This window comes from Streptomyces sp. NBC_00252 (genome assembly GCF_036187565.1).
In the GTDB taxonomy this organism is placed as follows: domain Bacteria; phylum Actinomycetota; class Actinomycetes; order Streptomycetales; family Streptomycetaceae; genus Streptomyces.
This window is the reverse complement of the sequence record NZ_CP108087.1, coordinates 9349408-9373297: the sequence shown is the minus strand read 5'-3', so window position 1 is coordinate 9373297 and position 23890 is coordinate 9349408. Positions and strand designations below refer to the sequence as shown.

Annotated in this window: 17 protein-coding genes; 12 read left to right on the top strand and 5 right to left on the bottom strand. The window is 70.6% G+C overall.

The window, feature by feature from the left end; translation table 11 throughout:
* Window positions 1-112: 112 nt before the first annotated feature.
* Complete coding sequence (locus OHT77_RS41715; RefSeq protein ID WP_328833568.1) at window positions 113-916, top strand: VOC family protein; 804 nt, start codon at window positions 113-115, stop codon at window positions 914-916.
* On the opposite strand, the gene glgX is transcribed toward OHT77_RS41715, so the two are convergent.
* Window positions 894-3032, bottom strand: a complete 2139-nt coding sequence (glgX, locus tag OHT77_RS41710; protein ID WP_443048228.1) for a glycogen debranching protein GlgX — start codon at window positions 3030-3032, stop codon at window positions 894-896. The genes OHT77_RS41715 and glgX overlap by 23 nt on opposite strands.
* A gap of 23 nt (window positions 3033-3055) precedes the next feature.
* A complete protein-coding gene (locus OHT77_RS41705) occupies window positions 3056-3559 on the bottom strand; it encodes a pep a2 (protein ID WP_328833566.1) in 504 nt (167 codons plus the stop codon).
* Between the two features lie 301 nt (window positions 3560-3860).
* Here OHT77_RS41705 and OHT77_RS41700 point away from each other — a divergent pair, with 301 nt between their 5' ends.
* From OHT77_RS41700 to OHT77_RS41675, 6 genes are all read left to right on the top strand, one after another.
* A complete protein-coding gene (locus tag OHT77_RS41700) occupies window positions 3861-4163 on the top strand; it encodes a DUF5133 domain-containing protein (protein WP_328833565.1) in 303 nt (100 codons plus the stop codon).
* Window positions 4164-4242: 79 nt separating this feature from the next.
* A complete protein-coding gene (locus OHT77_RS41695) occupies window positions 4243-6234 on the top strand; it encodes an alpha-1,4-glucan--maltose-1-phosphate maltosyltransferase (RefSeq protein WP_328833564.1) in 1992 nt (663 codons plus the stop codon).
* Window positions 6231-7949, top strand: a complete 1719-nt coding sequence (treS, locus tag OHT77_RS41690; protein WP_328833563.1) for a maltose alpha-D-glucosyltransferase — start codon at window positions 6231-6233, stop codon at window positions 7947-7949. The genes OHT77_RS41695 and treS overlap by 4 nt, the downstream gene beginning before the upstream one ends.
* Window positions 7950-7977: 28 nt before the next feature.
* Entirely contained in the window at window positions 7978-9345 is a 1368-nt protein-coding gene (locus tag OHT77_RS41685) for a maltokinase N-terminal cap-like domain-containing protein (protein WP_328833562.1), read from the top strand.
* Between the two features lie 5 nt (window positions 9346-9350).
* Window positions 9351-11564: a 1,4-alpha-glucan branching enzyme gene (gene glgB / locus OHT77_RS41680; RefSeq protein WP_328833561.1), complete on the top strand. Its 2214-nt coding sequence runs from the start codon at window positions 9351-9353 to the stop codon at window positions 11562-11564.
* A 12-nt stretch (window positions 11565-11576) separates the two neighbouring features.
* Window positions 11577-13250 (top strand): ATP-binding cassette domain-containing protein, encoded by a 1674-nt coding sequence (locus OHT77_RS41675; RefSeq protein ID WP_328833559.1) that lies wholly within the window; start codon window positions 11577-11579, stop codon window positions 13248-13250.
* A 91-nt stretch (window positions 13251-13341) separates the two neighbouring features.
* Here OHT77_RS41675 and OHT77_RS41670 read toward each other — a convergent pair whose 3' ends face one another.
* Window positions 13342-14727, bottom strand: a complete 1386-nt coding sequence (locus tag OHT77_RS41670; protein ID WP_328833558.1) for an aminotransferase class V-fold PLP-dependent enzyme — start codon at window positions 14725-14727, stop codon at window positions 13342-13344.
* A gap of 167 nt (window positions 14728-14894) precedes the next feature.
* Here OHT77_RS41670 and OHT77_RS41665 point away from each other — a divergent pair, with 167 nt between their 5' ends.
* Window positions 14895-16802 carry an AMP-dependent synthetase/ligase gene (locus OHT77_RS41665; protein ID WP_328833557.1) on the top strand — a complete coding sequence of 636 codons (1908 nt, stop codon included), beginning with the start codon at window positions 14895-14897 and terminating at the stop codon, window positions 16800-16802.
* Window positions 16803-16850: 48 nt separating this feature from the next.
* On the opposite strand, the gene OHT77_RS41660 is transcribed toward OHT77_RS41665, so the two are convergent.
* On the bottom strand, window positions 16851-17675 hold the full coding sequence (locus OHT77_RS41660) for a methyltransferase domain-containing protein (RefSeq protein ID WP_328833556.1): 825 nt from the start codon (window positions 17673-17675) through the stop codon (window positions 16851-16853).
* Between the two features lie 249 nt (window positions 17676-17924).
* Between OHT77_RS41660 and OHT77_RS41655 the strand changes: the two genes are divergently transcribed.
* The 4 genes from OHT77_RS41655 (at window position 17925) to OHT77_RS41640 (ending at window position 22511) form a co-directional block, all read left to right on the top strand.
* Window positions 17925-19301, top strand: a complete 1377-nt coding sequence (locus OHT77_RS41655) for an NAD(P)/FAD-dependent oxidoreductase (RefSeq protein WP_328833555.1) — start codon at window positions 17925-17927, stop codon at window positions 19299-19301.
* Window positions 19302-19348: 47 nt separating this feature from the next.
* Complete coding sequence (locus OHT77_RS41650; protein WP_328833554.1) at window positions 19349-21604, top strand: FUSC family protein; 2256 nt, start codon at window positions 19349-19351, stop codon at window positions 21602-21604.
* 28 nt (window positions 21605-21632) lie between these two features.
* Window positions 21633-21812 (top strand): hypothetical protein, encoded by a 180-nt coding sequence (locus tag OHT77_RS41645; RefSeq protein WP_328833553.1) that lies wholly within the window; start codon window positions 21633-21635, stop codon window positions 21810-21812.
* A gap of 249 nt (window positions 21813-22061) precedes the next feature.
* Window positions 22062-22511 (top strand): cyclic nucleotide-binding domain-containing protein, encoded by a 450-nt coding sequence (locus OHT77_RS41640; RefSeq protein WP_328833552.1) that lies wholly within the window; start codon window positions 22062-22064, stop codon window positions 22509-22511.
* A 6-nt stretch (window positions 22512-22517) separates the two neighbouring features.
* On the opposite strand, the gene OHT77_RS41635 is transcribed toward OHT77_RS41640, so the two are convergent.
* Window positions 22518-23828: an MFS transporter gene (locus OHT77_RS41635; RefSeq protein WP_328833551.1), complete on the bottom strand. Its 1311-nt coding sequence runs from the start codon at window positions 23826-23828 to the stop codon at window positions 22518-22520.
* Window positions 23829-23890 lie beyond the last annotated feature (62 nt).

Below are 23890 nucleotides of genomic sequence, written 5' to 3'. Positions count from 1 at the left end.
CTAACCCAAAAGGATGGTCAAGAGGCCCGCTCGGCAGGCCGTCGGACCGGTTCCGGTTGGACACTGGTGGAGACCGGTGGCCGCCGGTCCACGAGATCGGAACGCGACTGCCATGAACCACGACAGGAAAACGTCCCCCGGTGAGCCGGACGCCGTCTCCACGCGTTCGGTGTTCGGCGCCCCCTGCTGGGTGAGTCTCACGAGCCGCGATGTGGAGGGGACCGAGGCCTTCTACGAGGCCGTGTTCGGCTGGAAGTGGCGCTCGGCCAGCCTCGGCGACCACTTCCGGATCGCCACGGCGAACGACGTCCCGGTGGCCGGTCTGGCCGCCGTGGCCTCCATGTGGCAGGTCGCGGTGGCGTGGACGCCGTACTTCGCGGTGCCCGACGCGGACGTGACCGCGGCCCGGGTCCGGGAGCGCGGCGCGACGGTCGCCGTGGGCCCGCTCTCCTTCCCGCCCGGCCGCGCGGCACTGCTGGCCGACCGGGACGGCGCGGCCTTCGGCATCTGGGAGGGCGAGCTCGTCGGCGGCTGGGAGACCTGGCGCCGCTCGGCCCCGGCCTTCGTCCGGCTGCACACGCGGGACGCCTTCGACGCGGCGATCTTCTACGGCGAGGTCCTCGACTGGGCGTCGGCGGACCCGCAGAGCTGCGATGTGCGCTACGAGGGCGGCGAGGTCGTCCTGCGCAGCGGCGGGAACGTGGTGGCCCGGATCGAGTCGGGCGCCCTGGAGGCGGCCCCCGACCCGACGGTCCGGCCGAACTGGCAGGTCCACTTCTCGGTCTTCGACGTCAGGTCCTGCGCCCGGGTGACCGAGGCGTACGGCGGCAGCGTGCTGCGGGAGTCCGCCACCGAGGCCGTCCTGCGCGACCCCGACGGCGCCCGCTTCACGGTCACCTCCCGCGACGCCCCCTGACCCCGCCGCCTTCCCGGGCGGGCCGCGACAACAGCACCAGACTGCGCGCCTCCACGACCCTTTCGGTGCCGGCCTTGTGTTCCGTCTCGTCCGGGGCGCCCTGCGGTTCGGCGGTGTCGATCAGCGTGGTCCAGCGCTCGCCGTAGGCGATGTCGGGCAGCCGGAACCCGACGGGCTCCCAGAAGCTGTTCAGCAGGAGCAGGAACGAGTCGTCGACCACGGGCCCGCCCTGCGGGTCGCGTTCGGCGATGGCGTCGCCGTTGAGGAAGACGCCCACGCAGTGCGCGTCGGAGCGCTGCCAGTCCAGGTCGGCCATCTCGCGGCCGTCGGGCAGCAGCCACACCAGGTCGGGCAGCGGCTGCCCGGCGTGCACGGCGGTCTCGCCCCGGAAGAACCGGCGCCGCCGCAGCACGGGGTGCGCGGCCCGCAGTCCGATGACATACCGCGTGAAGTCGGCGAGTTCACGCTGCTCGTCGGTCAACTCCCAGTCGATCCAGGAGACTTCGTTGTCCTGGCAGTAGGCGTTGTTGTTGCCGCCCTGACTGCGGCCGAGTTCGTCGCCGTGGCCGAGCATCGGGATGCCCTGCGAAAGGAGCAGCGTGGCAAGGAAGTTGCGCTGTTGCCGGGCCCGCAGCTCAAGCACAGCGGGGTCGTCCGTGTCGCCTTCCGCCCCGCAGTTCCAGGACCGGTTGGTGCTCTCGCCGTCCTGATTCCCTTCCCCGTTGGCCTCGTTGTGCTTGTCGTTGTACGAGACGAGGTCGCGCAGGGTGAACCCGTCGTGCGCGGTGACGAAGTTGACGCTGGCGCGCGGCCTGCGCCGGCTGTGCTGGTACAGGTCGGAGGACCCGGTGAGCCGGGACGCGAACTCGCCGAGCGTGTGCTCGCCGCCGCGCCAGAAGTCCCGCACGGTGTCGCGGTACTTGCCGTTCCACTCCGACCACAGCGGCGGGAAGTTGCCGACCTGGTAGCCGCCCTCGCCCACGTCCCACGGTTCGGCGATGAGCTTGACGCGGCTGATCACCGGGTCCTGCTGGATCAGGTCGAAGAACGCCGACAGCCGGTCCACCTCGTGGAACTGCCGGGCCAGGGTGGCCGCGAGGTCGAAGCGGAAGCCGTCGACGTGCATCTCGGTGACCCAGTAGCGCAGCGAGTCCATGATCAGCTGCAGGACGTACGGGTGCCGCATGAGCAGGCTGTTGCCGGTGCCCGTGGTGTCGTAGTAATGGCCCCAGTCGCCGTCCACCAGGCGGTAGTAGGAGGCGTTGTCGATGCCACGGAAAGAGAGGGTGGGGCCCTGTTCGTTGCCCTCGGCGGTGTGGTTGTAGACGACGTCGAGGATGACTTCGAGTCCGGCCGCGTGCAGCGCCTTCACCATGGCCTTGAACTCGGTGACCTGGCGCCCGCGTTCGCGGTGCGCGGCGTAGGCGTTGTGGGGCGCGAAGAAGCCGATGGTGTTGTAGCCCCAGTAGTTGGACAGACCCCGGTCCTGGAGGACGCCGTCCTGCACGAACTGGTGCACCGGCATCAACTCGACCGCGGTCACGCCGAGTTGGACCAGATGCTCGATGACGGCCGGGTGCGCGAGCCCCGCGTACGTCCCCCGGAGCTCCTCGGGGACCTCCGGGTGCGTGCGGGTCAGACCCTTCACATGGGCCTCGTAGATCACCGTGTCGGAGTACGGGCGCCGGGGCGGCCGGTCGTCGCCCCAGTCGAAGGCGGGGTCGGTGACGACGCCGAGCATGCCGTGTCCCGCGCTGTCACCAGGGGCGGGTCCGGCCGAACGCTCGTACAGCGAGGGGTCGTTGTCGATCTGTCCGTCGACCGCCGTGGCGTACGGGTCGAGGAGCAGCTTCGCCGGGTTGCAGCGGTGTCCGGCGCCCGGATGCCACAGCCCGTGCACCCGGTAGCCGTAGCGCTGGCCGGGGCCGATGTCCGGCAGGTAGCCGTGCCACACGAAGCCGTCGGCCTCGGTCAGCCGGACGCTGCGGTGACTTCCGTCGTCGCCGACGAGGACGAGGTCGACGCGCTCGGCGACCTCGCTGAACAGGGCGAAGTTGGTGCCCGCGCCGTCGTATGACGCCCCCAGGGGAAAGGGGCGCCCGTTCCAGACGGGCACCCCTTTCCGGGACGGGCTCGCGCTCACTTGGCGTCCTCCAGGACGCCGTCCGCCGGGCGGATCGGCAGGGCGGCCGGCACCTCGCGGGGAAGTTCGAGCATCTCCCGCAGGCGCGGTGCGGGCGTCCTGGGGACGCGCGGGACGCGTTCGCCGCTGCGGGCGCGCTGGGAGAACCAGATGACCTTGCTCCCGGTGTCGGTGGCGCAGCATCCCCAGCCGTCGCTCATCGCGGCGATCCGGGCGAGACAGGCGCGCAGGTCCAGGTCCGGGCGCAGATCGCGGTCGTTGTCGCCGATGGCGGTGATGAGGTGCTGGCCGTTCCACCACAGCTCTATGGACGTGTGCTTGTCGGCGGAGTGCTCGTCGATGGCCCGCAGCAGCAGCTCGGCGCCACGGCAGACGGGCTCCACGAGGATCTCCAGGTCCCACAGCCGGAGGTGGGCGGCCAGAATCCGCCTGACCTGCCCGACCCGTTCCTGACTGACGTCCACATCGAGGTGGTAGTAGCACGGCACTGCGGTCTTCATCTTCGTTGGCTCCTCACCGGCGGAACTCACGTCCCGCCTCTGCCCCCTGCGGGGCCCGGCCCCGAACACGAAGCGTGAGCACTGATCGCTTCTGAGTCACCTTCAGAATGAGAGGGCTAGGCCATTCGTGCAACACGAGCGACGGACGAGGTAGTTGAAGAACCAACAAGACGCTTGGTCATCGGATGTGCACCATGAGTGAAAGCCTCGACTGCCGTGACGGAGCCATGCCGCTCCGTGCACGGCCGCCACCCGATGGTCGGGAACCCGCGGTCCGCCGAGGCGAAAGGTGAACAGCGCCATGCTGCTACCCGCCAAGGCCGAGGTCGCCCGCCAACTGCGGCGCTACCGGGCGTGGGAACGCGTGATGCTCGCGTCGCCGGGCGACCGGACGGTACGGGCCACCTTCGAGGACTCGGGCTACACCCTGTGCGTGCTGATGGGCGAACGCTGCGCGCGCGAGGCCGCGGAAGCCGCCGAGCGCTATCTGCGCAGCACCCTGGGCACGTACCTCCAGGAGCGGGACGGACGCCCCCGTACGACGGCTGTCGTCCACCGCGGGCCGCCCGTGGCCGTCGACCAACGTTCCCCCGCCGGAAGGTAGATCCCCCTTCCGGCGCAGCGCGCACCCATCCCACGGCCGGGCGAACAGCCCGGCCTCCGGCACGACGGAGGTGACACCCATGAACGCGACCCCGGCAGCCATCGGCCGCATTCCGGTACGTGACGTACGCCCGTCCGTGGACAGCGGCGCGCGCCCGGCGAAAGCGGTGGTCGGCGAACCGTTCCAGGTCACCGCCACCGTCTTCCGCGAGGGCCACGACACGATCGGCGCCAACACCGTCCTCTACGACCCGGACGGCCGCCCCGGTCCCTGGACCCCGATGCGCGAAATCACCCCCGGCAGCGACCGCTGGGGCGCCGAGATCACCCCGACCGCGACAGGCCATTGGTCCTACGTCGTGGAGGCCTGGGGCGATCCCGTCGCGACCTGGCGCCGGGCCGCCCGCATCAAGATCCCGGCCGGCATCGACATCGGCCTGATGCTGGAGGAGGGCGCCGAGCTGTACGCGCGCGCCGCGGCCGGGGTGCCCGAGGGCCCTGCTCGCGAAACGATCCTGGCCGCCGCGGAGACACTGCGCGACGACACCCTGCCGGTGGGGACACGCTTCGTGGCCGCGCTGACCCCTGCCGTGGACGCGGTGCTGGAGCGCTATCCGCTGCGGGACCTGGTGACGGTCTCCGAGCCGCGGCCTCTGATGGTCGAGCGGGAGCGGGCGCTCTACGGCGCCTGGTACGAGTTCTTCCCGCGTTCCGAGGGCACTCCGGCGCAGCCTCACGGCACTTTCCGTACGGCCGCGAAACGGCTGGACGGGATCGCGGCGATGGGCTTCGACGTCGTGTACCTGCCGCCGATCCACCCGATCGGGACGACCTTCCGCAAGGGCCCGAACAACACGCTGTCCGCGGGGCGTGAGGACGTCGGCGTCCCCTGGGCGATCGGCTCGCCGGAGGGCGGCCACGACGCGATCCACCCGCAGCTGGGCACGCTGGAGGACTTCGACGCGTTCGTCACGCGGGCCGCCGAGCTGGGCATGGAGATCGCCCTCGACTTCGCGCTGCAGTGCTCGCCTGACCACCCGTGGGTGGAGAAGCACCCGGAGTGGTTCCACCACCGCCCGGACGGGACGATCGCGTACGCGGAGAACCCGCCGAAGAAGTACCAGGACATCTACCCGATCGCCTTCGACCGGGACATGGACGGCCTGATCACCGAGACCGTCCGGGTGCTGCGGCACTGGATGGACCACGGGGTACGGATCTTCCGCGTCGACAACCCGCACACCAAGCCGGTCGTGTTCTGGGAGCGGGTGATCGCGGAGATCAACGGCACCGACCCGGACGTGATCTTCCTGGCCGAGGCGTTCACGCGGCCGGCGATGATGCACACGCTCGCGCAGATCGGCTTCCAGCAGTCGTACACCTACTTCACCTGGCGCAACACGAAACAGGAACTCACCGAGTACCTGACCGAGCTGTCGGGCGAGGCGGCCGCCTACATGCGGCCCAACCTCTTCGTGAACACCCCCGACATCCTGCACGAGTTCCTCCAGCGCGGAGGCCGGGCGGCCTTCGAGCTGCGGGCGGTCCTGGCCGCCACCCTGTCCCCGACCTGGGGTGTCTACAGTGGTTACGAACTCTGCGAGAACGCCCCTCTCCGGCCGGGCAGCGAGGAATATCTCGACTCGGAGAAGTACCAACTCCGCCCGCGTGACTGGGAGTCCGCAGAGCGGGAAGGACATAGCATCGCGCCACTGCTGGGCAAGCTCAACGCGATCCGGCGTCGTCACCCGTCGCTGCACCGGCTCAGGAATCTCCGCTTTCACGAGACGGACAACGACGCGCTGATCGCGTACAGCAAGACCACGGGTGTGGACACGGTCCTGGTGGTCGTCAACCTCGACCCGCACCACACCCAGGAGGCCACGGTCTCGTTGGACATGCCGCAACTCGGCCTGGAAGCAAACGAATCCATGTCGGTGTACGACGAACTGACGGGTGAGTCCTATCAGTGGGGCAGGACCAACTATGTGCGCCTGGAACCCGGCAGGGCACCGGCGCACGTGCTCCACATCCGGCGGTCCACACAGAGCGGAGGGTCAAGAGCTTCATGACTGTCAACGAACCGGTCCACGACACCTTCGAGGACACTCCCGCCAAGGACCGGGACCCCGAGTGGTTCAAACGCGCCGTCTTCTACGAGGTCCTGGTCCGCTCCTTCCAGGACAGCAACGGCGACGGCGTCGGTGACCTCAAGGGCATCACCGCCAAACTCGACTACCTCCAGTGGCTGGGCGTCGACTGCCTCTGGCTGCCCCCCTTCTTCAAATCACCGCTGCGCGACGGCGGTTACGACGTCTCCGACTACACCGCCGTACTCCCCGAATTCGGCGACCTCGCCGACTTCGTCGAGTTCGTCGACTCCGCCCACCAGCGGGGCATGCGCGTCATCATCGACTTCGTCATGAACCACACCAGCGACCAGCACCCGTGGTTCCAGGAGTCCCGAAAAGACCCCGACGGACCCTACGGCGACTACTACATGTGGGCCGACGACGACAAGCAGTACCCCGACGCCCGCATCATCTTCGTCGACACCGAAGCCTCCAACTGGACCTTCGACCCCGTCCGCAAGCAGTACTTCTGGCACCGCTTCTTCTCCCACCAACCGGACCTCAACTACGAGAACCCGGCCGTCCAGGAAGAGATCCTGGCCGCCCTCCGCTTCTGGCTCGACCTCGGCATCGACGGCTTCCGCCTCGACGCCGTCCCCTATCTCTACGCGGCCGAGGGCACCAACTGCGAGAACCTGCCCGCGAGTCACGAGTTCCTGAAGCGCGTCCGCCGCGAGATCGACGCGATGTATCCGGACACCGTGCTGCTCGCCGAGGCGAACCAGTGGCCCGAGGACGTCGTCGACTACTTCGGCGACTACCAGAGCGGCGGCGACGAGTGCCACATGGCATTCCACTTCCCCGTCATGCCGCGCATCTTCATGGCCGTACGGCGTGAGTCCCGCTACCCGGTGTCGGAAATTCTCGCCAAGACCCCGGCGATTCCCTCGGGTTGCCAGTGGGGCATCTTCCTGCGCAACCACGACGAGCTGACCCTGGAAATGGTCACCGACGAGGAACGCGACTACATGTGGGCCGAATACGCCAAGGACCCCCGCATGCGCGCCAACATCGGCATCCGAAGGCGCCTCGCGACCCTGCTGGACAACGACCGCAACCAGATCGAACTGTTCACCGCCCTGCTGCTGTCGCTGCCCGGCTCGCCGATCCTCTACTACGGCGACGAGATCGGGATGGGCGACAACATCTGGCTCGGCGACCGCGACGCCGTCCGCACCCCCATGCAGTGGACACCCGACCGGAACGCGGGCTTCTCCTCCTGCGACCCGGGGCGGCTCTTCCTGCCGGCCATCATGGACCCCGTCTACGGCTACCAGGTCACCAACGTCGAGGCGTCGATGTCGTCGCCCTCCTCGCTGCTGCACTGGACCCGCCGCATGATCGAGATCCGTAAGCAGAACCCGGCGTTCGGGCTCGGCTCGTACACCGAACTCCAGTCGACGAACCCGGCGGTCATCGCGTTCCTCCGCGAGTACGAGGACGACCTCGTGCTGTGCGTGCACAACTTCTCGCGGTTCGCGCAGCCCACGATGCTCGATCTGCGGGAGTTCGCGGGACGGCATCCCGTGGAGCTGATCGGCGGGGTGCGGTTCCCGGCCATCGGTGAACTGCCGTATCTGCTGACGCTCGCGGGGCACGGCTTCTACTGGTTCCGGCTCCCCCGAGCCGCTCCCCGCACCGGCCGACGACTTTGAGGATGGGCCCGCGAAAGGACGCGTCACCATGCCGAAGACCGCACCCCTCCGACTGAGCAGCCCCGGCGTCGACCGGCCTCCGGCCACGCTCTCCGGGCTGCTGCGTGAATGGCTGCCCGGGCAGCGCTGGTTCGCCGGCAAGGACCGGCCGGTGGCCGACCTCGACGTGCTCTCCACGACGGAACTCTTCCCCGGCTGCCTGCATGTCCTGGTCCACGCCTCCCACACGCCGGTGCCCTCGCCGGGTGGCACTCCCCCGCCCGGCGACTGCTACCAACTCCTGCTCGGCGTGCGGGAACACGTCTCGCCGCGACTGGCCCGCGCCTTCATCGGCCGGGTCCGGGAAGGGCAGTTGGCCGGTCTCGCGGTCTACGACGCCCTCCAGGACCCGCGGTCGGCGGAACTGCTGCTGGAGCGGCTGCGGCAACCCGGTACGACGGGTCCCCTGCACTTCGAGGCGGACCCGTCGGTCTCCGTGCCCGCGGGACTCGCACCCCGGCTGCTGGGCGCCGAACAGTCCAACTCCTCGCTGGTGTACGGCGATCGGTACATCCTGAAGGTCTTCCGGCGCATCCAGCCCGGCGTCAATCCGGACCTGGAGCTGCCGGGGGCGCTGGCGGCACAGGGCTGCAAGCGGGTCCCGGCGCCGGTGGCGTGGTTCCGTACGGCGGAGCCGCGGGCCGCGACGCTGGGGGTGCTCCAGCCGTTCCTGCCGGACGCCTCCGACGGCTGGGCACTCGCGCTGCGTGCCCTCGCCGACGGCGACGAATTCACCACCGAGGCCTACGAGTTGGGGCAGGCGACCGCCGACGTCCATCTCGCGCTGGCCGCCGCCTTCCCGTCCGACGACCGTCCCCTCGCCGAGAACGACCGTACGGCGGCGGCGATGACCGAGCGCCTGGAGGCGGCCGCGCACTCCGTGCCCGCGCTGCGGCCCTTCGTGCCGGGGCTGCGGACCGCGTTCGGGGCGCTCGTCGGCCGTGATGCCGGGCCTGCCGCCCAGCGTATTCACGGCGATCTGCATCTCGGCCAGGTACTCCGTGCCGGCCACGACTGGTTCGTCATCGACTTCGAGGGCGAGCCGTCCAAGCCGCTGGCCGAGCGGCGCAGCGCGCAGTCCCCGGTGCGGGACATCGCCGGGATGCTGCGGTCCTTCGACTACGCGGCCCGGCAGCGCCGACCCTGGCGCCCGCAGTGGGCGCTCCGCTGCCGGGAGGCCTTCTGCGCGGGCTACGCGGCCCGGGCCGGCTGGGACCCGCGGACCAAGCACGCCCTGCTGCGCGCGTACGAGACCGACCGCGCCGTGTATGAAGTGCTGTACGAGGCCAGACACCGTCCGGACTGGCTTCCCGTACCCATGGCGGCGATAGAGCGTCTCGCCGTCCGAGGAGGCTGAACTCCGTGGCCCTGCGCGACACTTCACCTCAGGAGGCGGGCGGCCCGCCCGCGCCCGCACCCCGGAGCACCTCCGCTCCCGTGGACCCCGCCGACCGCGACCGCCTCCTCTCGGGCGCCCACCACGACCCGCACGCACTGCTCGGCGCGCATGCGGTGCCGGGCGGGTTCGTCTTCCGGGTGCTGCGGCCGTACGCACGGGCCGTGAGCGTCGTGATCGAGGGGACGCGCACCGCGCTCACCTCCGACGGGGGTGGCCTCTTCTCGGGCGTGCTGCCACTCGACGCTCTCCCGGAATACACACTGCTGGTGTCGTACACGGAGGACGACGAGCACGAGGTCCACGATCCGTACCGTTTCCTGCCCGCCCTCGGCGACCTCGATCTGCACCTCATCCGCGAGGGGCGGCACGAGGAGCTGTGGAAGGCGCTCGGCGCGGAGCCGATGACACACGGCGGGGTGGCCGGCACCCGGTTCACGGTGTGGGCGCCCAACGCCCAAGGGGTGCGCGTCTGCGGGGAGTTCAGCTCCTGGGACGGTACGGCGTTCCCGATGCGGTCGCTCGGTTCGTCGGGTGTGTGGGAGCTGTTCCTGCCGGGCATCGGCGAGGGCGCGCGCTACAAGTTCGAGATCACCTCCCGGTACGGCGAGCGCCTTCTGAAGGCCGACCCGATGGCCCGGCGCACGGAGGTGCCGCCCGCCACCGCGTCCATCGTGACCGCCTCGCACTACGAGTGGGACGACGAGGCCTGGCTCGCCCGGCGGACGGAGACCCCGGTCCACGAGGCACCCTTCTCGGTCTACGAGGTCCATCTCGCCTCCTGGCGACCGGGCTTGACCTACCGTCAGCTCGCCGCCGAGCTCCCCGCCTACGTCAACGAACTCGGCTTCACCCACGTCGAGTTCATGCCGGTCACCGAGCACCCCTTCGGCGGCTCCTGGGGCTACCAGGTCACCGGCTTCTACGCCCCGACCGCCCGCCTCGGCACCCCCGACGACTTCAAGTTCCTCGTCGACTCGCTCCACCGGGCCGGCATCGGCGTGATCATGGACTGGGTTCCTGCGCATTTCCCCAAGGACGACTGGGCGTTGGCCCGGTTCGACGGGGAGCCGCTGTACGAACCCGGGGACGCGCGGCGGGCCGAGCACCCGGACTGGGGGACGTACGAATTCGACCTCGGGCGGACCGAGGTGCGCAACTTCCTTGTGGCGAACGCCGTCTACTGGTGCCAGGAGTTCCACATCGACGGCCTGCGGGTCGACGCGGTCGCCTCGATGCTCTACCTCGACTACTCACGCGACTCCGGCCAGTGGACCCCCAACGTCCATGGCGGGCGTGAGGACCTGGACGCGATGGCCTTCCTCCAGGAGATGAACGCGACCGTGTACCGCAGGGTGCCGGGTGTCGTGACGATCGCCGAGGAGTCCACCGCCTGGGACGGGGTGACCCGGCCGACCGACACCGGCGGTCTCGGCTTCGGGTTCAAGTGGAACATGGGCTGGATGCACGACTCGCTGGGCTACATCTCGCACGAGCCCGTGCACCGCAAGTTCCACCACCACGAGATGACCTTCTCGATGGTGTACGCGTACAGCGAGAACTACGTCCTGCCGATCTCGCACGACGAAGTCGTCCACGGCAAGCAGGCGTTGGTGTCGAAGATGCCGGGCGACTGGTGGCAGCAGCGGGCCAACCACCGCGCGTATCTGGGATTCATGTGGGCCCACCCCGGCAAGCAACTCCTCTTCATGGGGCAGGAGTTCGCCCAGGGGGCCGAGTGGTCCGAGTCCCAGGGTCCGGACTGGTGGCTCCTCGACCCCGCCTACGAGGCCGCGCCCGACCACCGGGGCGTCCAGGATCTCGTCCGGGACCTCAACACGGCCTATCGCGCGACCCCCGCGCTCTGGCAGCGCGACACCGATCCCGGCGGCTTCCGCTGGGTGATGGGGGACGCGGCCGAGGACAACGTCTTCGCGTTCCTGAGGTTTGACGCGGAGGGCTCGCCGCTCCTCGCCGTCAGCAACTTCTCCCCCGTGGTCCGCGAGGACTACCGCCTCGGCGTCCCGGACGACATCCCCGCGTGGCAGGAGACCCTCAACACCGACTCCGCGCTCTACGGCGGAAGTGACGTGACCAACCGCGATCCGGTCAAGCCGGAGGACGGTCACATCCGGCTGACGCTTCCGCCCTTGGCGACGGTGTGGCTGACACCGGGGTGACATGCTGCTCCCATGTCGACGCCGATTCCTCCTGATACCGCCCGAGCAACCGGCCTGCGTCTGGAGTTGCGGGGTGTCTCGCAGGAAGTGCGGGGCGCCGGGCGGGTGTTGGACGAGGTGTCCTTCGAGGTCGGGGCCGGGCGGCTCGTGGTCATCGCGGGCAGCAGCGGTGCGGGCAAGACGGTGTTGCTGCAGACCCTCGCGGGACTGCAGCGCCCGACCGCCGGGGACGTGCTGCACGACGGAGCCCAACCCGGGCCGCCCGGACCGGAGTTCGGGTTCGTGCCGCAGGAGGACGTGATCCACCGTGAGCTGCCGTTGCGGCGCACGCTGGAGTACGCGGGGCGGTTGCGGATGCCCGGCGAGACGGTCCCGGCGCGGGTGACGGAGGTGCTCGACGTCCTCGGTCTCGCCCGGCGCGCGGACACGCCGGTGCGGGCGCTGAGCGGCGGGGAGCGCAAACGGGCGTGCATCGCGGCCGAGTTGCTGACCCGGCCCCGGGTGCTCTTCCTCGACGAACCGACCTCCGGGCTCGATCCGGTCACCGGTGCCGCGCTGTTGGCGACCTTGCGCGGGCTGGCCGAGTCCGGGACCACCGTCGTCCTCACGACCCACGTGCTGGCCGATCTGCCGCGCTGCGACGAGGTGGTGTTCCTGTCGCCGGGCGGCGCGGTCGCGTTCGTGGGGGCGCCGGACGCGCTGCTCGGGGCGTTCGGCGCGGAGACGGCGGAGGACGTGTACGCGGCGGTGGCGGAGGGGAAGCGGGCCGAGCGGGCCGCCCCGGTGCCGGGTGCGGAGCGGGTCCCGGTGCCGGTCGCGCACCGTCCGCCGCGCGTCGGCGCCGTACGCCAGTGGGCGCTGCTGACCCGTCGTACGACCGCGCTGTTGGTGCACAACCGGCTGTCGGTCGCGGTGTTCGTGGGGTCGCCGGTGATGATCGTGGCGATGTTCGCGGTGTTGTTCCGGGCGGGTGCGTTCGATCCCGCGGCGCCCGATCCGGGGTCCACGGCGATGATCATGTTCTGGATCGCGTTCGGGGCGTTCTTCTTCGGGCTGACGTACGGACTGCTGCAGATCTGCACGGAGTTGGCGGTGCTGCGGCGCGAGTGGCTGGCCGGGGTGCGGATCGGACCGTACGTCGCCTCGAAGTTGACCACCGTGCTGCCCGTACTGGCCGCGGCGGACGCGCTGTTGCTGGCGGTGCTGCGGGCGCTGGACCGGTTGCCGGCGGCGGGCTGGGGCACGTACGGCTCGCTGTTCCTCACCAGTGTGCTGGCCTCGGCCGCCGCGCTTGCCCTCGGGCTGCTCACGTCGGCGGCGGTGACGGACCCCGGCCAGGCGACCCTGATGCTGCCGCTGCTCTGCTTCCCGCAGGTGCTGTTCTCGGGAGCGTTCGTGCCGGTGCCCCGGATGGCGCCGGCCGGACAGGCGATCAGCTGGGCCATGACCAACCGCTGGGCCTTCGAGGCGCTGGGCTCCGCGATCGGCCTGGAGAACCTGTGGCACGACGGCAACTCCCCTGCGGGACCACCCCTGTTGAGGTCGTACGGCGACTCGTTCGGGCACCCGGCCGCACGCGGCTGGCTGATCCTGGCGGGGTTCGGCGTGCTGTTCCTGGCGGCGACCTGGGCGGTGCTGGTGCGCAAGTGCCGGCAGGGGGCGGGGGCGGCGCGCGCGGGGCGGTGAGGTGTGGTGGGTGCTCCGCCGTCCCGGCGACCCGGCAGGCTGCCGTCCCACCGTGTCCTTCGGCGGCGCCCGACCGTCACACCCCCGCGCCCTAGCAGCCCGCCCGGTCCGCGAGACCCACCACCGTCGGGACGCGGTCGCGGTAGGTGTCCGCGACGAAGTCCAGGAACCTGTCCACGTCCCTGGGTTGTGAGGAGACGCCCACCGATGCGCGGACCGCGCCCGCCGAGGGCAGTCCCAGCACCGTCAGGTAGTCCTCCAGGGAGCCCAGGGGTTTGCGGGCCGCCGAGCGGAGGCTGCGGAGCGGGAGGGCGAAGGCTGCTTCTCCGGCGCCCGGGTTGCAGAAGCAGCCGAAGCGGAGCGAGATGCGGTGTTCGGCGCTGTCCTGGGAGACGACCCGTTCGTCGATGACGCGGCCGTCCGCGCCGAGGAGGTTGAGCGCGACCGTGCCGCCTCGGGAGGGTCCGGTGCCGGTGGGGCCGTAGACCTGTGCCATCGGGGTGCCGTCGGAGTGTAGTAACTCGCTTACACCTGCGAGGAGTTGGGCGGTCAGGCGGGTCACGTGGTCGTGGACGCGGTCCATGCCGATGGCGTCGATCCACGCCAGGCCGGCCGTGATGTCGGGGATGGAGAGGAAGTTGACGGTGCCGTCCTCGAAGGCGGCCTCGCCGTCGGCGAGGACGTGCCACTGGGCCTGGGCGCTGGCGGCGTAGATCGTGCCGCCGGAGAACCAGGGGCGGCGCAGTCGGGCGAGGGCCTCGCGGCGGACGATCAGGCTGCCTATGCCGGTGGGGTAGCCGAACACCTTGTACCAACTGACCACGGTGAAGTCCGGGTGGTGGCGGGACAGGTCGAGGGGGTTGGTCGGGACGGACGCGGCGGCGTCGAGGAGGACGTCGTAGCCGTGTGCCTGGGCCGTGGCGATCCAGTCGAGGGAGTGCCGTACGCCGGTGAAGTTGGACTGTGCCGGATAGGCGAGGAGCCCGCGGCGGCGCCTGCGGGCCGTGAGGGCGGTGTGCAGGCGGTCCTCGTCGATCGCCAACTCCGGTCCCTGAACGGGGACGTACTCGGTCTTGGCACCGGCCGCGCGGGCGTACTCGCGGAGGCCGTTCACGGAGTTGTGGTTGTCGAGGAGCATCACGAGCCGGCCGCCGGGGGCGAACGGATACGACTCGCCGATCAGGCGCAGCGCGGCCGTCGCGTTCGCGGTGAACACCACCGCGAACTCGGCGGGGTCGGCGGAGAATTGCCGCAGCACGGCGGCGCGGGCCCCGGCGAGCAGGTCGCCCGAGGCGCGGGAGGCGGGGCTCTCCGAGTGCGGGTTGCCGAAGACGCCTCCGGTGATCCGCTCGGCACTGGCCCGGACCAGGGACGTCGGGGCGAGTCCCGCGCCGGTGTAGTCGAGATAGGTGTGTCCTTCGGCGTCCAGATAGCCGAAGTCGTGGGCCCTCAACTCGCCGAGATCCACCGCGTCCATGCCCTCGCACCCCCCGTGCCGTCGAGTCATTTCCACTCCACCACCAAACTCCGCGAGAGCACTTCCCTGTTCCCCACACCAACCGCTCACACCTGGGCTACATTCGAGCACCGTCGATAACAGTAATGATCGGCCAAGTCACGCCCCGTACAACCCAGGAGCAGCGCATGCGCGACTTCGCCGTCGCTCCACCCCCCACCTCCACCCTGACCGGCGGCCTCGCCGACAGCATCTTCGAGACCGCCGTCGTCAATCCCACCCTTCCGCTGGTCGCACGGCGGGCCGACCCCTCCTCCTCGGTGTGGGAGGAGGTGACCGCCGTAGAGCTGCGGGACGAAGTCGTCGATCTGGCCAAGGGGTTGATCGCCTCCGGGATCTCGCCGGGCAGCCGGGTCGCGATCATGGCCCGCACCCGTTACGAGTGGACGGTGTTCAGTCACGCCCTGTGGGCGGTGGGCGCCGAGGTCGTGCCGGTGCATCCGACATCCTCGCGGGAGCAGGTCGAGTGGATCCTGCGGGACGCCAACTGTGTGGCCGTGGTGGTGGAGGACGAGCAGGGCATCATGACGGTCGGCACGGTGTGTGCCGCGCTGCCGCTGCTGCGGCACGTCTGGCAGCTGGACTCCGGGGCGCTGGCCCAGATCGCGGAGCGGGGCACGTACATACCGCAGACCACGGTGGACTCGCTGCGCCGGATCGTGATGCCGGACTCCACCGCGGTCATCGCCTACACCTCGGGCACCTCCGGCCGTCCCATGGGCTGCGCGCTGAGCCACCGCAGCCTGGCCAGCCCGGTCGACACACTGCTGGACGGCTGGTCGCACACGGCGGCGCCTCCGGGTGAACAGCCGTCCGTGCTGGCCTTCCTGCCCTTCTCGCACGTGTACGGGCTGATGATCCAGGCCATGTGCATGCGCGGCGGCTGGGTGATGGCCCATGAGCCGGAGATGACGGAGGCGGCGCTGGTGTCGGGGCTGCGCTCGTTCCGGCCGACCTATCTGTACGCGGTGCCGTCGATCTTCGAGAAGATCTACAAGAACTTTCTCCGTACGGCCCAACAGGCGGGCCGCGGCGCCCTGTTCGACCGGGCGGCGGCGACCGCGCGGGAGTTCGCGGCGGCCGAGGAGAGACAGAGACTGGGAAGAGGTTCGGGTCCCGCGTTCGATCTGCGGCTCCAGCACGCCGTGTTCGAGCGGACGGTGTACCGCAAGCTGCGCTCTGCGCTGGGCGGCCGGGTCGTCCGCGCCACGTCGGGCGGCTCCCCGCTGAACCGTGAACTGTCCTTGTTCTACTCGGGTATCGGCATCCACGTGCACGACGGCTACGGCCTCACGGAGACCTCCGGCGGGATCACGATGCAGCCGCTGGGCCGGGAGAAGATCGGCACGGTCGGGCAGGCGCTGCCGGGCACGGAGATCCGGGTCGCCGAGGACGGCGAGATCATGGTGAACGGCCCGTCCGTGTTCCAGGGTTACATCAACGACGAGCGGGCGACCCGGGCCGTCCTGCACGCGGGCTGGCTGGCCACCGGGGACATCGGACGGCTGGACACCGAGGGCTATCTGACGATCACCGGCCGCAAGAAGGACATCATCATCACCAGCAGCGGCAAGAGCGTCGCGCCGGCCGCGCTGGAGAACCGGCTGCGGATGCATCCCCTGATCCATCAGGCGGTGGTCGTCGGCGACGACCGCCCCTGCGTGGGGGCGCTGCTCACCCTGGACCCGGAGTTCGTCGCGCACTGGCGGGCCGGTCTCGCGCTGCAGAGCGACGCGCGGGGCCGGGAGGCACGCGAGGAGAACGCGCTGCGGGAGGAGATCACCCGGGCCGTCGCGACCGCCAACAGCCCGGTGGGGCGCGCCGAGTCGATCCGGGTGTTCCGGGTGCTGCCGCAGCCGTTCGACGTCGCGGGCGGGCTGCTGACGCCGTCGATGAAGCTGCGCAGGGACGCGATCGTGCGGCACTACGCGTTCGAGATCGACGCGATGTACCAGGCACGCGCGCGTACCCCGCAGCAGGCGACGGCGGAGGAGCAGCTGTCGGGCTGGGACGACGCGGACAACGTGTTCCGGTGACCTCACCAGCCCGGGGTCACTCCGGGCCGGGGTCCTTCCGGCCGGGTGTCACTCCGGGCGGTGGGCGACGACCGCGAACATCGTCACGGACATGTGCAGCGCGCCGCGCTCGGCGGCCTCGGCGAGGTCGGCGTAGGCGCGGTCGCGCTGGGCCTCGGTGAGCGCGCCGCGGCGCACCGCGGACTCGCCGAGCATGCGGATCAGCGGCCAGGCCACCGAGCGGTGGTCCTGGAGCAGCGCCTGCGAGCCGCGGTCGTCGACGACGAGTCCGGCGGCGCTGAGCTGGCCGACGAGCCGGCGTCCCGAGTAGGGGTTGACCGCGCCGGTGAGGGCGCCGGAGGTGAACGCGGCCGTGATCTCGGGGTCGCCCGGGTGCAGGATCGTGGTCGCCCAGTCGGTGTCGAGGAGGGCGACGCGGCCGCCGGGGCGCAGCACGCGGGCGATCTCGGAGACGGCCTTGTCGGGTTCGGTGAGGTGCTGGAGCACCCGTTCGCACCAGACGACGTCGACGGAGGCGTCGGGCACCGGCAGGGACAGCGCGTCGCCGTCGGTGAAGCGGGCCGGGTTCCCGGCGGACGCGGCACGTTCCTCGGCGACGGCGCGCAGGCCGGGGTTGGGTTCGACGCCGAGCGCCGAGCCGTTCGAGCCGACGGCGGCGGCCAGTTCACGGGTGGTCGAGCCGGTGCCGGCTCCGACGTCGAGGGCGTGTTCCCCGCTGCCCGCGGCGAGTGCCTCGTGCGCCCATGCGCGCAGTCGTCGTACGCCTGGATTGGCTTCCTGGATGTCGAGCGCGGCCACCAGCCGCGTCACGTTGCCGGCGTCGATGTTCTGGGTGCGGAAGCCTGACCCCGGCTCGGGCTGAGTGTGCGACATGGCGTGCACTCTACGGTCAGGAGCGATCGTCGAGAGGGGGGTCGAAGGTCATTCGGGTACGCCATTTGTTCACACGTCCGCGGCGTACGGACGGCCCCGGCGGGGCATGCTGGTGCCCACGCGTTCGTCTGCCTGCCGCGCTCAGCTGGCGGAACGGCTCCCGGCACGGTGGGATCGACTGTGGTGCGAAGCAGCGATCCAGGGGCAGGCGTACGGCGTCGAGGCAGACCGCCTGGAGCCGCAGAAGGGATGAACACCGTGACACGACCGAGGATCCTGGTGGTTGGCGCAGGCTTCGCAGGAGTGGAGTGCGTTCGCCGCCTGGAGAGGAAACTGACCCCGGAGGAAGCCGACGTCACGCTGGTGACGCCGTTCTCCTACCAGCTCTATCTGCCCCTGCTGCCCCAGGTCGCCTCCGGCGTCCTGACCCCGCAGTCGATCGCCGTCTCGCTGCGCCGCAGCAAGAAGTACCGCACGCGGATCATCCCGGGCGGCGCGATCGGTGTGGACATCAAGGCCAAGGTCTGTGTGATCCGCACGATCAACGACGAGATCGTGAACGAGCCCTACGACTACATCGTGCTGTCCCCCGGCAGCATCACCCGCACCTTCGACATCCCCGGGCTGACGGACCACGCCTTCGGGATGAAGACCCTCGCGGAGGCCGCGTACATCCGCGACCACGTCATCACGCAGCTGGACCTCGCGGACGCGAGCGACGACCCGGCGGAGAAGGCGTCGCGGCTGCAGTTCGTGGTGGTGGGCGGCGGGTACGCCGGTACGGAGACGGCCGCCTGTCTGCAGAAGCTGACGCATGCGGCGGTGAAGCGGTATCCGCGCCTTGACCCGGGTCTGATCAAGTGGCACCTCATCGACATCGCGCCGAAGCTGATGCCCGAGCTGGGCGACAAGCTCGGCAAGAGCGCGCAGGAGATCCTCACCCGGCGCGGGATCGACATCTCCCTGGGCGTCTCGATCGCGAAGGCGGGCCCGGAGGAGGTCACCTTCACCGACGGCCGGGTGGTGCCGACCCGGACGCTGATCTGGACGGCCGGTGTGGTCGCCAGTCCGCTGATCGCCACGCTCGGCGCGGAGACGGTGCGCGGGCGGCTCGCGGTCACCGCCGACATGAACCTCCCCGGCCACGACGGGGTGTTCGCGCTCGGTGACGCCGGTGCGGTGCCGGACGAGGCCAAGGGCGGGGACGGCGCGATCTGCCCGCCGACCGCGCAGCACGCCATGCGGCAGGGCAGGGTCGTCGCGGAGAACGTGATCGCGACCCTGCGCAACCAGCCGCTGAAGCCGTACGTCCACAAGGACCTCGGGCTGGTCGTGGACCTCGGTGGCAAGGACGCGGTGTCCAAGCCGCTCGGCATCGAACTGCGCGGCTTCCCCGCCCAGGTCGTGGCCCGCGGCTACCACTGGTCGGCGCTGCGCACGAACGTCGCCAAGGTCCGCGTGGCGACGAACTGGACGCTGAACGCGCTGGCCGGTGACGACTTCGTGCGCACCGGCTTCCAGGCCCGGAAACCGGCCACGCTGAAGGACTTCGAGTACACCGACTCGTACCTCTCCCCGGAGCAGGTACGGGACCGCATCGAAGGGTCTGGGACCCAGGAGCCGTAGCATCGGGGTTACGGATCTTGGCGTGAACCTGGGGAGAGTACGGCGGCGTGAGGGCAGCGGGACGGGCGGCGTGGGCACGGGTGTGGGATCGCGTCTCGGCGTCCGATCCCGGACTGCTGCGACTGACGGCGGGACTGCGGACGGTCTGCTCGATCGCCCTCACCCTCGCCGTGCTCTCCCTCGCGGGGGCCTCGGTGCCGCATCTGGTGGCCGGGGCGATGTCCGCGATGGTGTCGACGTTCGCGATCCGCGAGAAGCAGCGCGGACAGCAGGCAGTGACGCTCGCGCTGGGGCTGCCGGTGGCGCTGGCCTCGGTGTCGCTGAGCGCGCTACTGAACTCGCGGGTGGTCGCCGGTGACGTCTTCTTCGTCCTGCTGATCTTCGGCGCGGTCTACAGCCGCCGCTTCGGCGACCGCGGCACGGCCCTCGGCCTGATCGGCTTCCAGATCTACTTCCTGTCCCTGTTCGTCGGCGCCACTGTCTCCGCGCTGCCGCGGCTGTACGGCGTGATCGGCGTCGCCTTCGTGTGCAGCGCGCTGGTGCGGTTCGCGCTGGTGCCGGAGACGCCGACGGGGACGCTGGACCGGCTGCGGCGGGCGTTCCGGGCACGGTTCGCGCAACTCGTCACCGCGCAGATCGCGTTGCTCGACGCCGGTCCCGGCGACATGGAGAAGGCCCTCGCCGACGTGCGCGAGGGCACCGCGCGGCTGCACGAGACGGCGCTGCTGATCCAGGGCCGGCTGGAGGACGGAACCTCCGACGAGACGGTGGCACGGCTCGTGCAGCGGCGCATCGCCGACGCCGAGGTCGCCGCCGAACGGCTGGGCCTGCTCCTGCTGACCGCGCGCAGCGCCGAGCGCGGGCACACGCTGACCCTGCATCTGCCGGGCGCGCCGGTTCCGCTGGCCGACCGGCTGCCGGTGCGGGACGAGGCGACCGAGACGCTGCGCCGCGATCTGGAGGCGCTGCGGCTGCTGGTGCTGCGGCCCTCGGGCATGGACTCGGGCACCGCGCTGGCCCATGTGCGCAACCGGCTGCTGGGGTACCGCGAGGAGGAGAACCTGCCCGACGCCCCGGACGCCGTGCAGGACGTGTTCCGGGGCATCGGTGAGGCCGGGCGGGCGGTGCTGGGGCTGCGGATCGCGGTGGACGGGCCGCAGGACGAGTCGGAGGACACGCCCGCGACGACCCGCTCGCGCGAGGAGCTGGACGCGGAGGACATCGCCATCGCGGGCAGCGAGAAGAGCGACTCCGAGGACGCGGACCGCACCGGACTGCGGCGGCCGACGACGCGGGCGGCGGTGCAGGTCGCGGTGGGGTCGTCGCTGGCCATCATCGGCGGCGAGTTCCTGTCCAGCCAGCGCTGGTACTGGGCGGTGCTGACCTGCTGGATCGTGTTCCTCAACACCTCGTCCACGGGCGAGATCCTGGTCAAGGGCTACCGGCGGCTGCTGGGCACGGTCCTGGGTGTCGTCGCCGGTATCGGTCTCGCCGGGCTGGTCGGGCATCACACGTGGACGGCGTTCGCGCTGGTGCTGCTGTTCATCTTCGCGATGTTCTACACGGCACCGCTGTCGTACACCCTGATGTCGTTCTTCGTGACCGCGATGCTGGGCCTGCTCTACACGCTGCTGCACACCTACAGCGCGTCGGTGCTGGTGCTGCGGGTGGAGGAGACGGCGCTCGGCGCGGCCTGCGGGGTGGTCGCGGCGGCGCTGGTGCTGCCGGTGCACACGGACCGCCGTACGAACGAACTCCTCGGCACCGTGCTGGAGCGGCTCACGGCCGTCACCGAGGCCGCCGTCGACCAGCTCAGCGGCGGGGCCGCGGCCGAACTGCTCGACAAGGCACGGGACTTGGACCAGGCGCTGGCCGACATGAGCGCGTCCACGCAGCCGTTGACGCATCCGATCACGCCGTTGCGGGCGCGCCGGGACACCGCGCGGTACGTCGTCGCGCTGCTGGAGACCTGCGCCTATCACGCGCGGTATCTGGCGGCGACGGCCGAGCTGCTGCCCACGCATCCGTCGATAGCGGCGGATCCGCGGCTGCGCGAGGCGGGCCGGCGGATCGTGCACAACATCGGGGTGATCGGCGCGCACGTCTCCGACGCGGACGAAACCGCCGTCGGCGAGATCGAGACCGGGCCGAGCATCGCGTCCCTGCTGCGGCCCGGCACACCTGGGACCCCGCGCTACGGCCGGGTCACCGACCGCGTGCTGCGGCATCTGCAGCGCCTGGACGAGGCCGTGGTCGGCCTGGCCCGCCCGCTCGGCGTGCCGATCGCCGCCCCGGCGAAGTGAACCGCCCGCGCCTGGGTAGGCGACGGTAATGACTGATGTCGTGGACTCGGACGAACTGCTGCGCCGTATCCGGCGGGCCAGGGCCTTCGCCGCCCAGGAGGTGCAGACATGGTCGCAACAGGGCGACGCCGTAAGGGAGGTGGCCTATGAGGCCGTCCTGCGGGTGCTGGACGAGATCGTGGACCCCGGCCGGGCCGCCAGGAAGTGAAACCGGTCACGCGACCGGTTGACCCGGGTACAAATGACGCGTTGATGGTTTACGGTTCATTCATACGTGGTCACGGAGTCGACCGTACCGTCCTCCGCCGCCACCGCTTACGGCCCTGGCTGGTCTCCCCCGTCCAGCCAGGGCTTTTTCATGCCCGTTTCCGTCCCCCGAGGTGCCTGGGGCGTCGGCAGAGGCTGAAATGGGCGTAGGGAGAATTCCGGATCCGCTGCCGGCGAGGAGCCCTGTGCCATGACCAAAGCGATAAAACTGCTGACCGCCCTGCCCCAGGCCCAGCGCGAGCGGCTGATGGAACTCGCGCAGGAGGTCTCGTTCGCCGAGGACTCCAGGATCTTCGAGGCGGGCGGCACGGCCGACCGCTTCTGGGTCGTGCGCTCCGGTGCCGTCTCGCTCGACCAGCAGGTCACCGCGCAGCAGCGGGTAACCGTGGCCACGCTGGGCGCGGGCGACCTGCTCGGCTGGTCGTGGCTGTTCCCGCCGTACGAATGGGACTTCGGCGCGGAGGCGTTCAGCGCCGTGCGGGCCTACGAGTTCGACGCGTCGGCGGTCCTCGCCGTGTGCGTGGAGGACCCGCTGCTCGGACTCTCCCTGGTGCGGATCGTCGCCGAGATCCTCGCGCACCGGCTCCAGATGACCCGGAGCAAGCTGATGGAGCACTACGCGATCCACCGGCCGGTCTGAGCGCCCTCAGATGCGGTAGCGGCGCAGCGCCGGGACCGTGGCGGCCAGGACCAGCATGATGACGATGACGAGGATGCCGCCGCCTGCGACCGCCGTGCGCGGGCCGAGGGCCGAACCTGCCGTGCCGTGCAGGACGTCCGCCAGGCGCGGGCCGCCCGCGACGACGACGGTGAAGACGCCCTGCATCCGACCGCGCATCTCGTCGGTGGCGGCGGACAGCAGGATCGCCCCGCGGAACACCATGGAGACCATGTCGGCGACCCCGGCGGCGGCGAGGAAGACCACGCCGATCCAGAGGTTGCTGCTCAGCCCAAAGCCGGTGATGGCAGCGCCCCAGGCGACGACCGCGCCGATCACCATCCAGCCATGGCGGCGGGCCCGCGAGAAGGTGCCGGAGAAGAGTCCGCCGACCACCGCGCCGATGGGGATCGCCGCGAACAGCATGCCGAGGGCGAGGCCCTCGCCGTAGGGCGCGTAGGTCTGGGCGGCGAGCTGGGGGAACAGGGCACGGGGCATGCCGAAGACCATCGCGATGATGTCGGCGAGGAAGGACAGCAGCAGCACCTTGTGCAGTGAAATGTAGCGGAAGCCGGCGGCGACCTCACGCCAGCCCGCGCGGCGCGGGGTCGCGGACTCCAGGGGCGGCAGCGAGGGCAGCTTCACGACCGCCCAGAGCGTGACACACAGGGCCAGCGCGTCGATGAGATACAGCTCGGGCAGGCCGATGACCGGGATGAGGACGCCCGCGAGGAGCGGTCCGACGACCTGCCCGGTCTGCATCACGGTCGAGCCGAGGGCGTTGGCGGCGGGCAGCTGGTCGGCGGAGACCAGGCGGGCGATGGAGGCGTTGCGGGCGGGCGCGTTGAGGCCCCAGAACGCCTGCTGCATCGCGAGCAGCACCATCAGCGCGGCCACCGAGTCGAGGCCGACGGCGGCCTGCACCCAGAACAGCACCGAGGTGACAGCGATCCCGCTGTTGGTGATCAGCAGGAGCTTGCGGCGGTCCATGGTGTCGGCGATCGCGCCGCCCCACAGCGCGAACACGATGAGCGGCAGCAGTCCCGCCATGCTGGCGGCGCCGACCCAGGCGGAGGAGCCGGTGATGTCGTAGATCTGCTTGGGTACGGCGACGGCGGTGAGCTGGCTGCCGACGGCCGTGACGATGGTCGAGGACCACAGGCGGCGGTAGGCGGGGATCTGCAGGGGGCGGGTGTCCATCGCCCAGCGGCGCCAGCCGCTCCGGGGTCCTGTCGCCGGTTCCCGGTCCTTCTCCGACTCGGGTTCGGTGCCGCTGTCGGTGCTCTCGCTGGTGTCCACTGGCTTCCTGGTTGCTCGTTACATCTAATCGACCAGGGTTCACTATCGCAGCACCTGCTGTG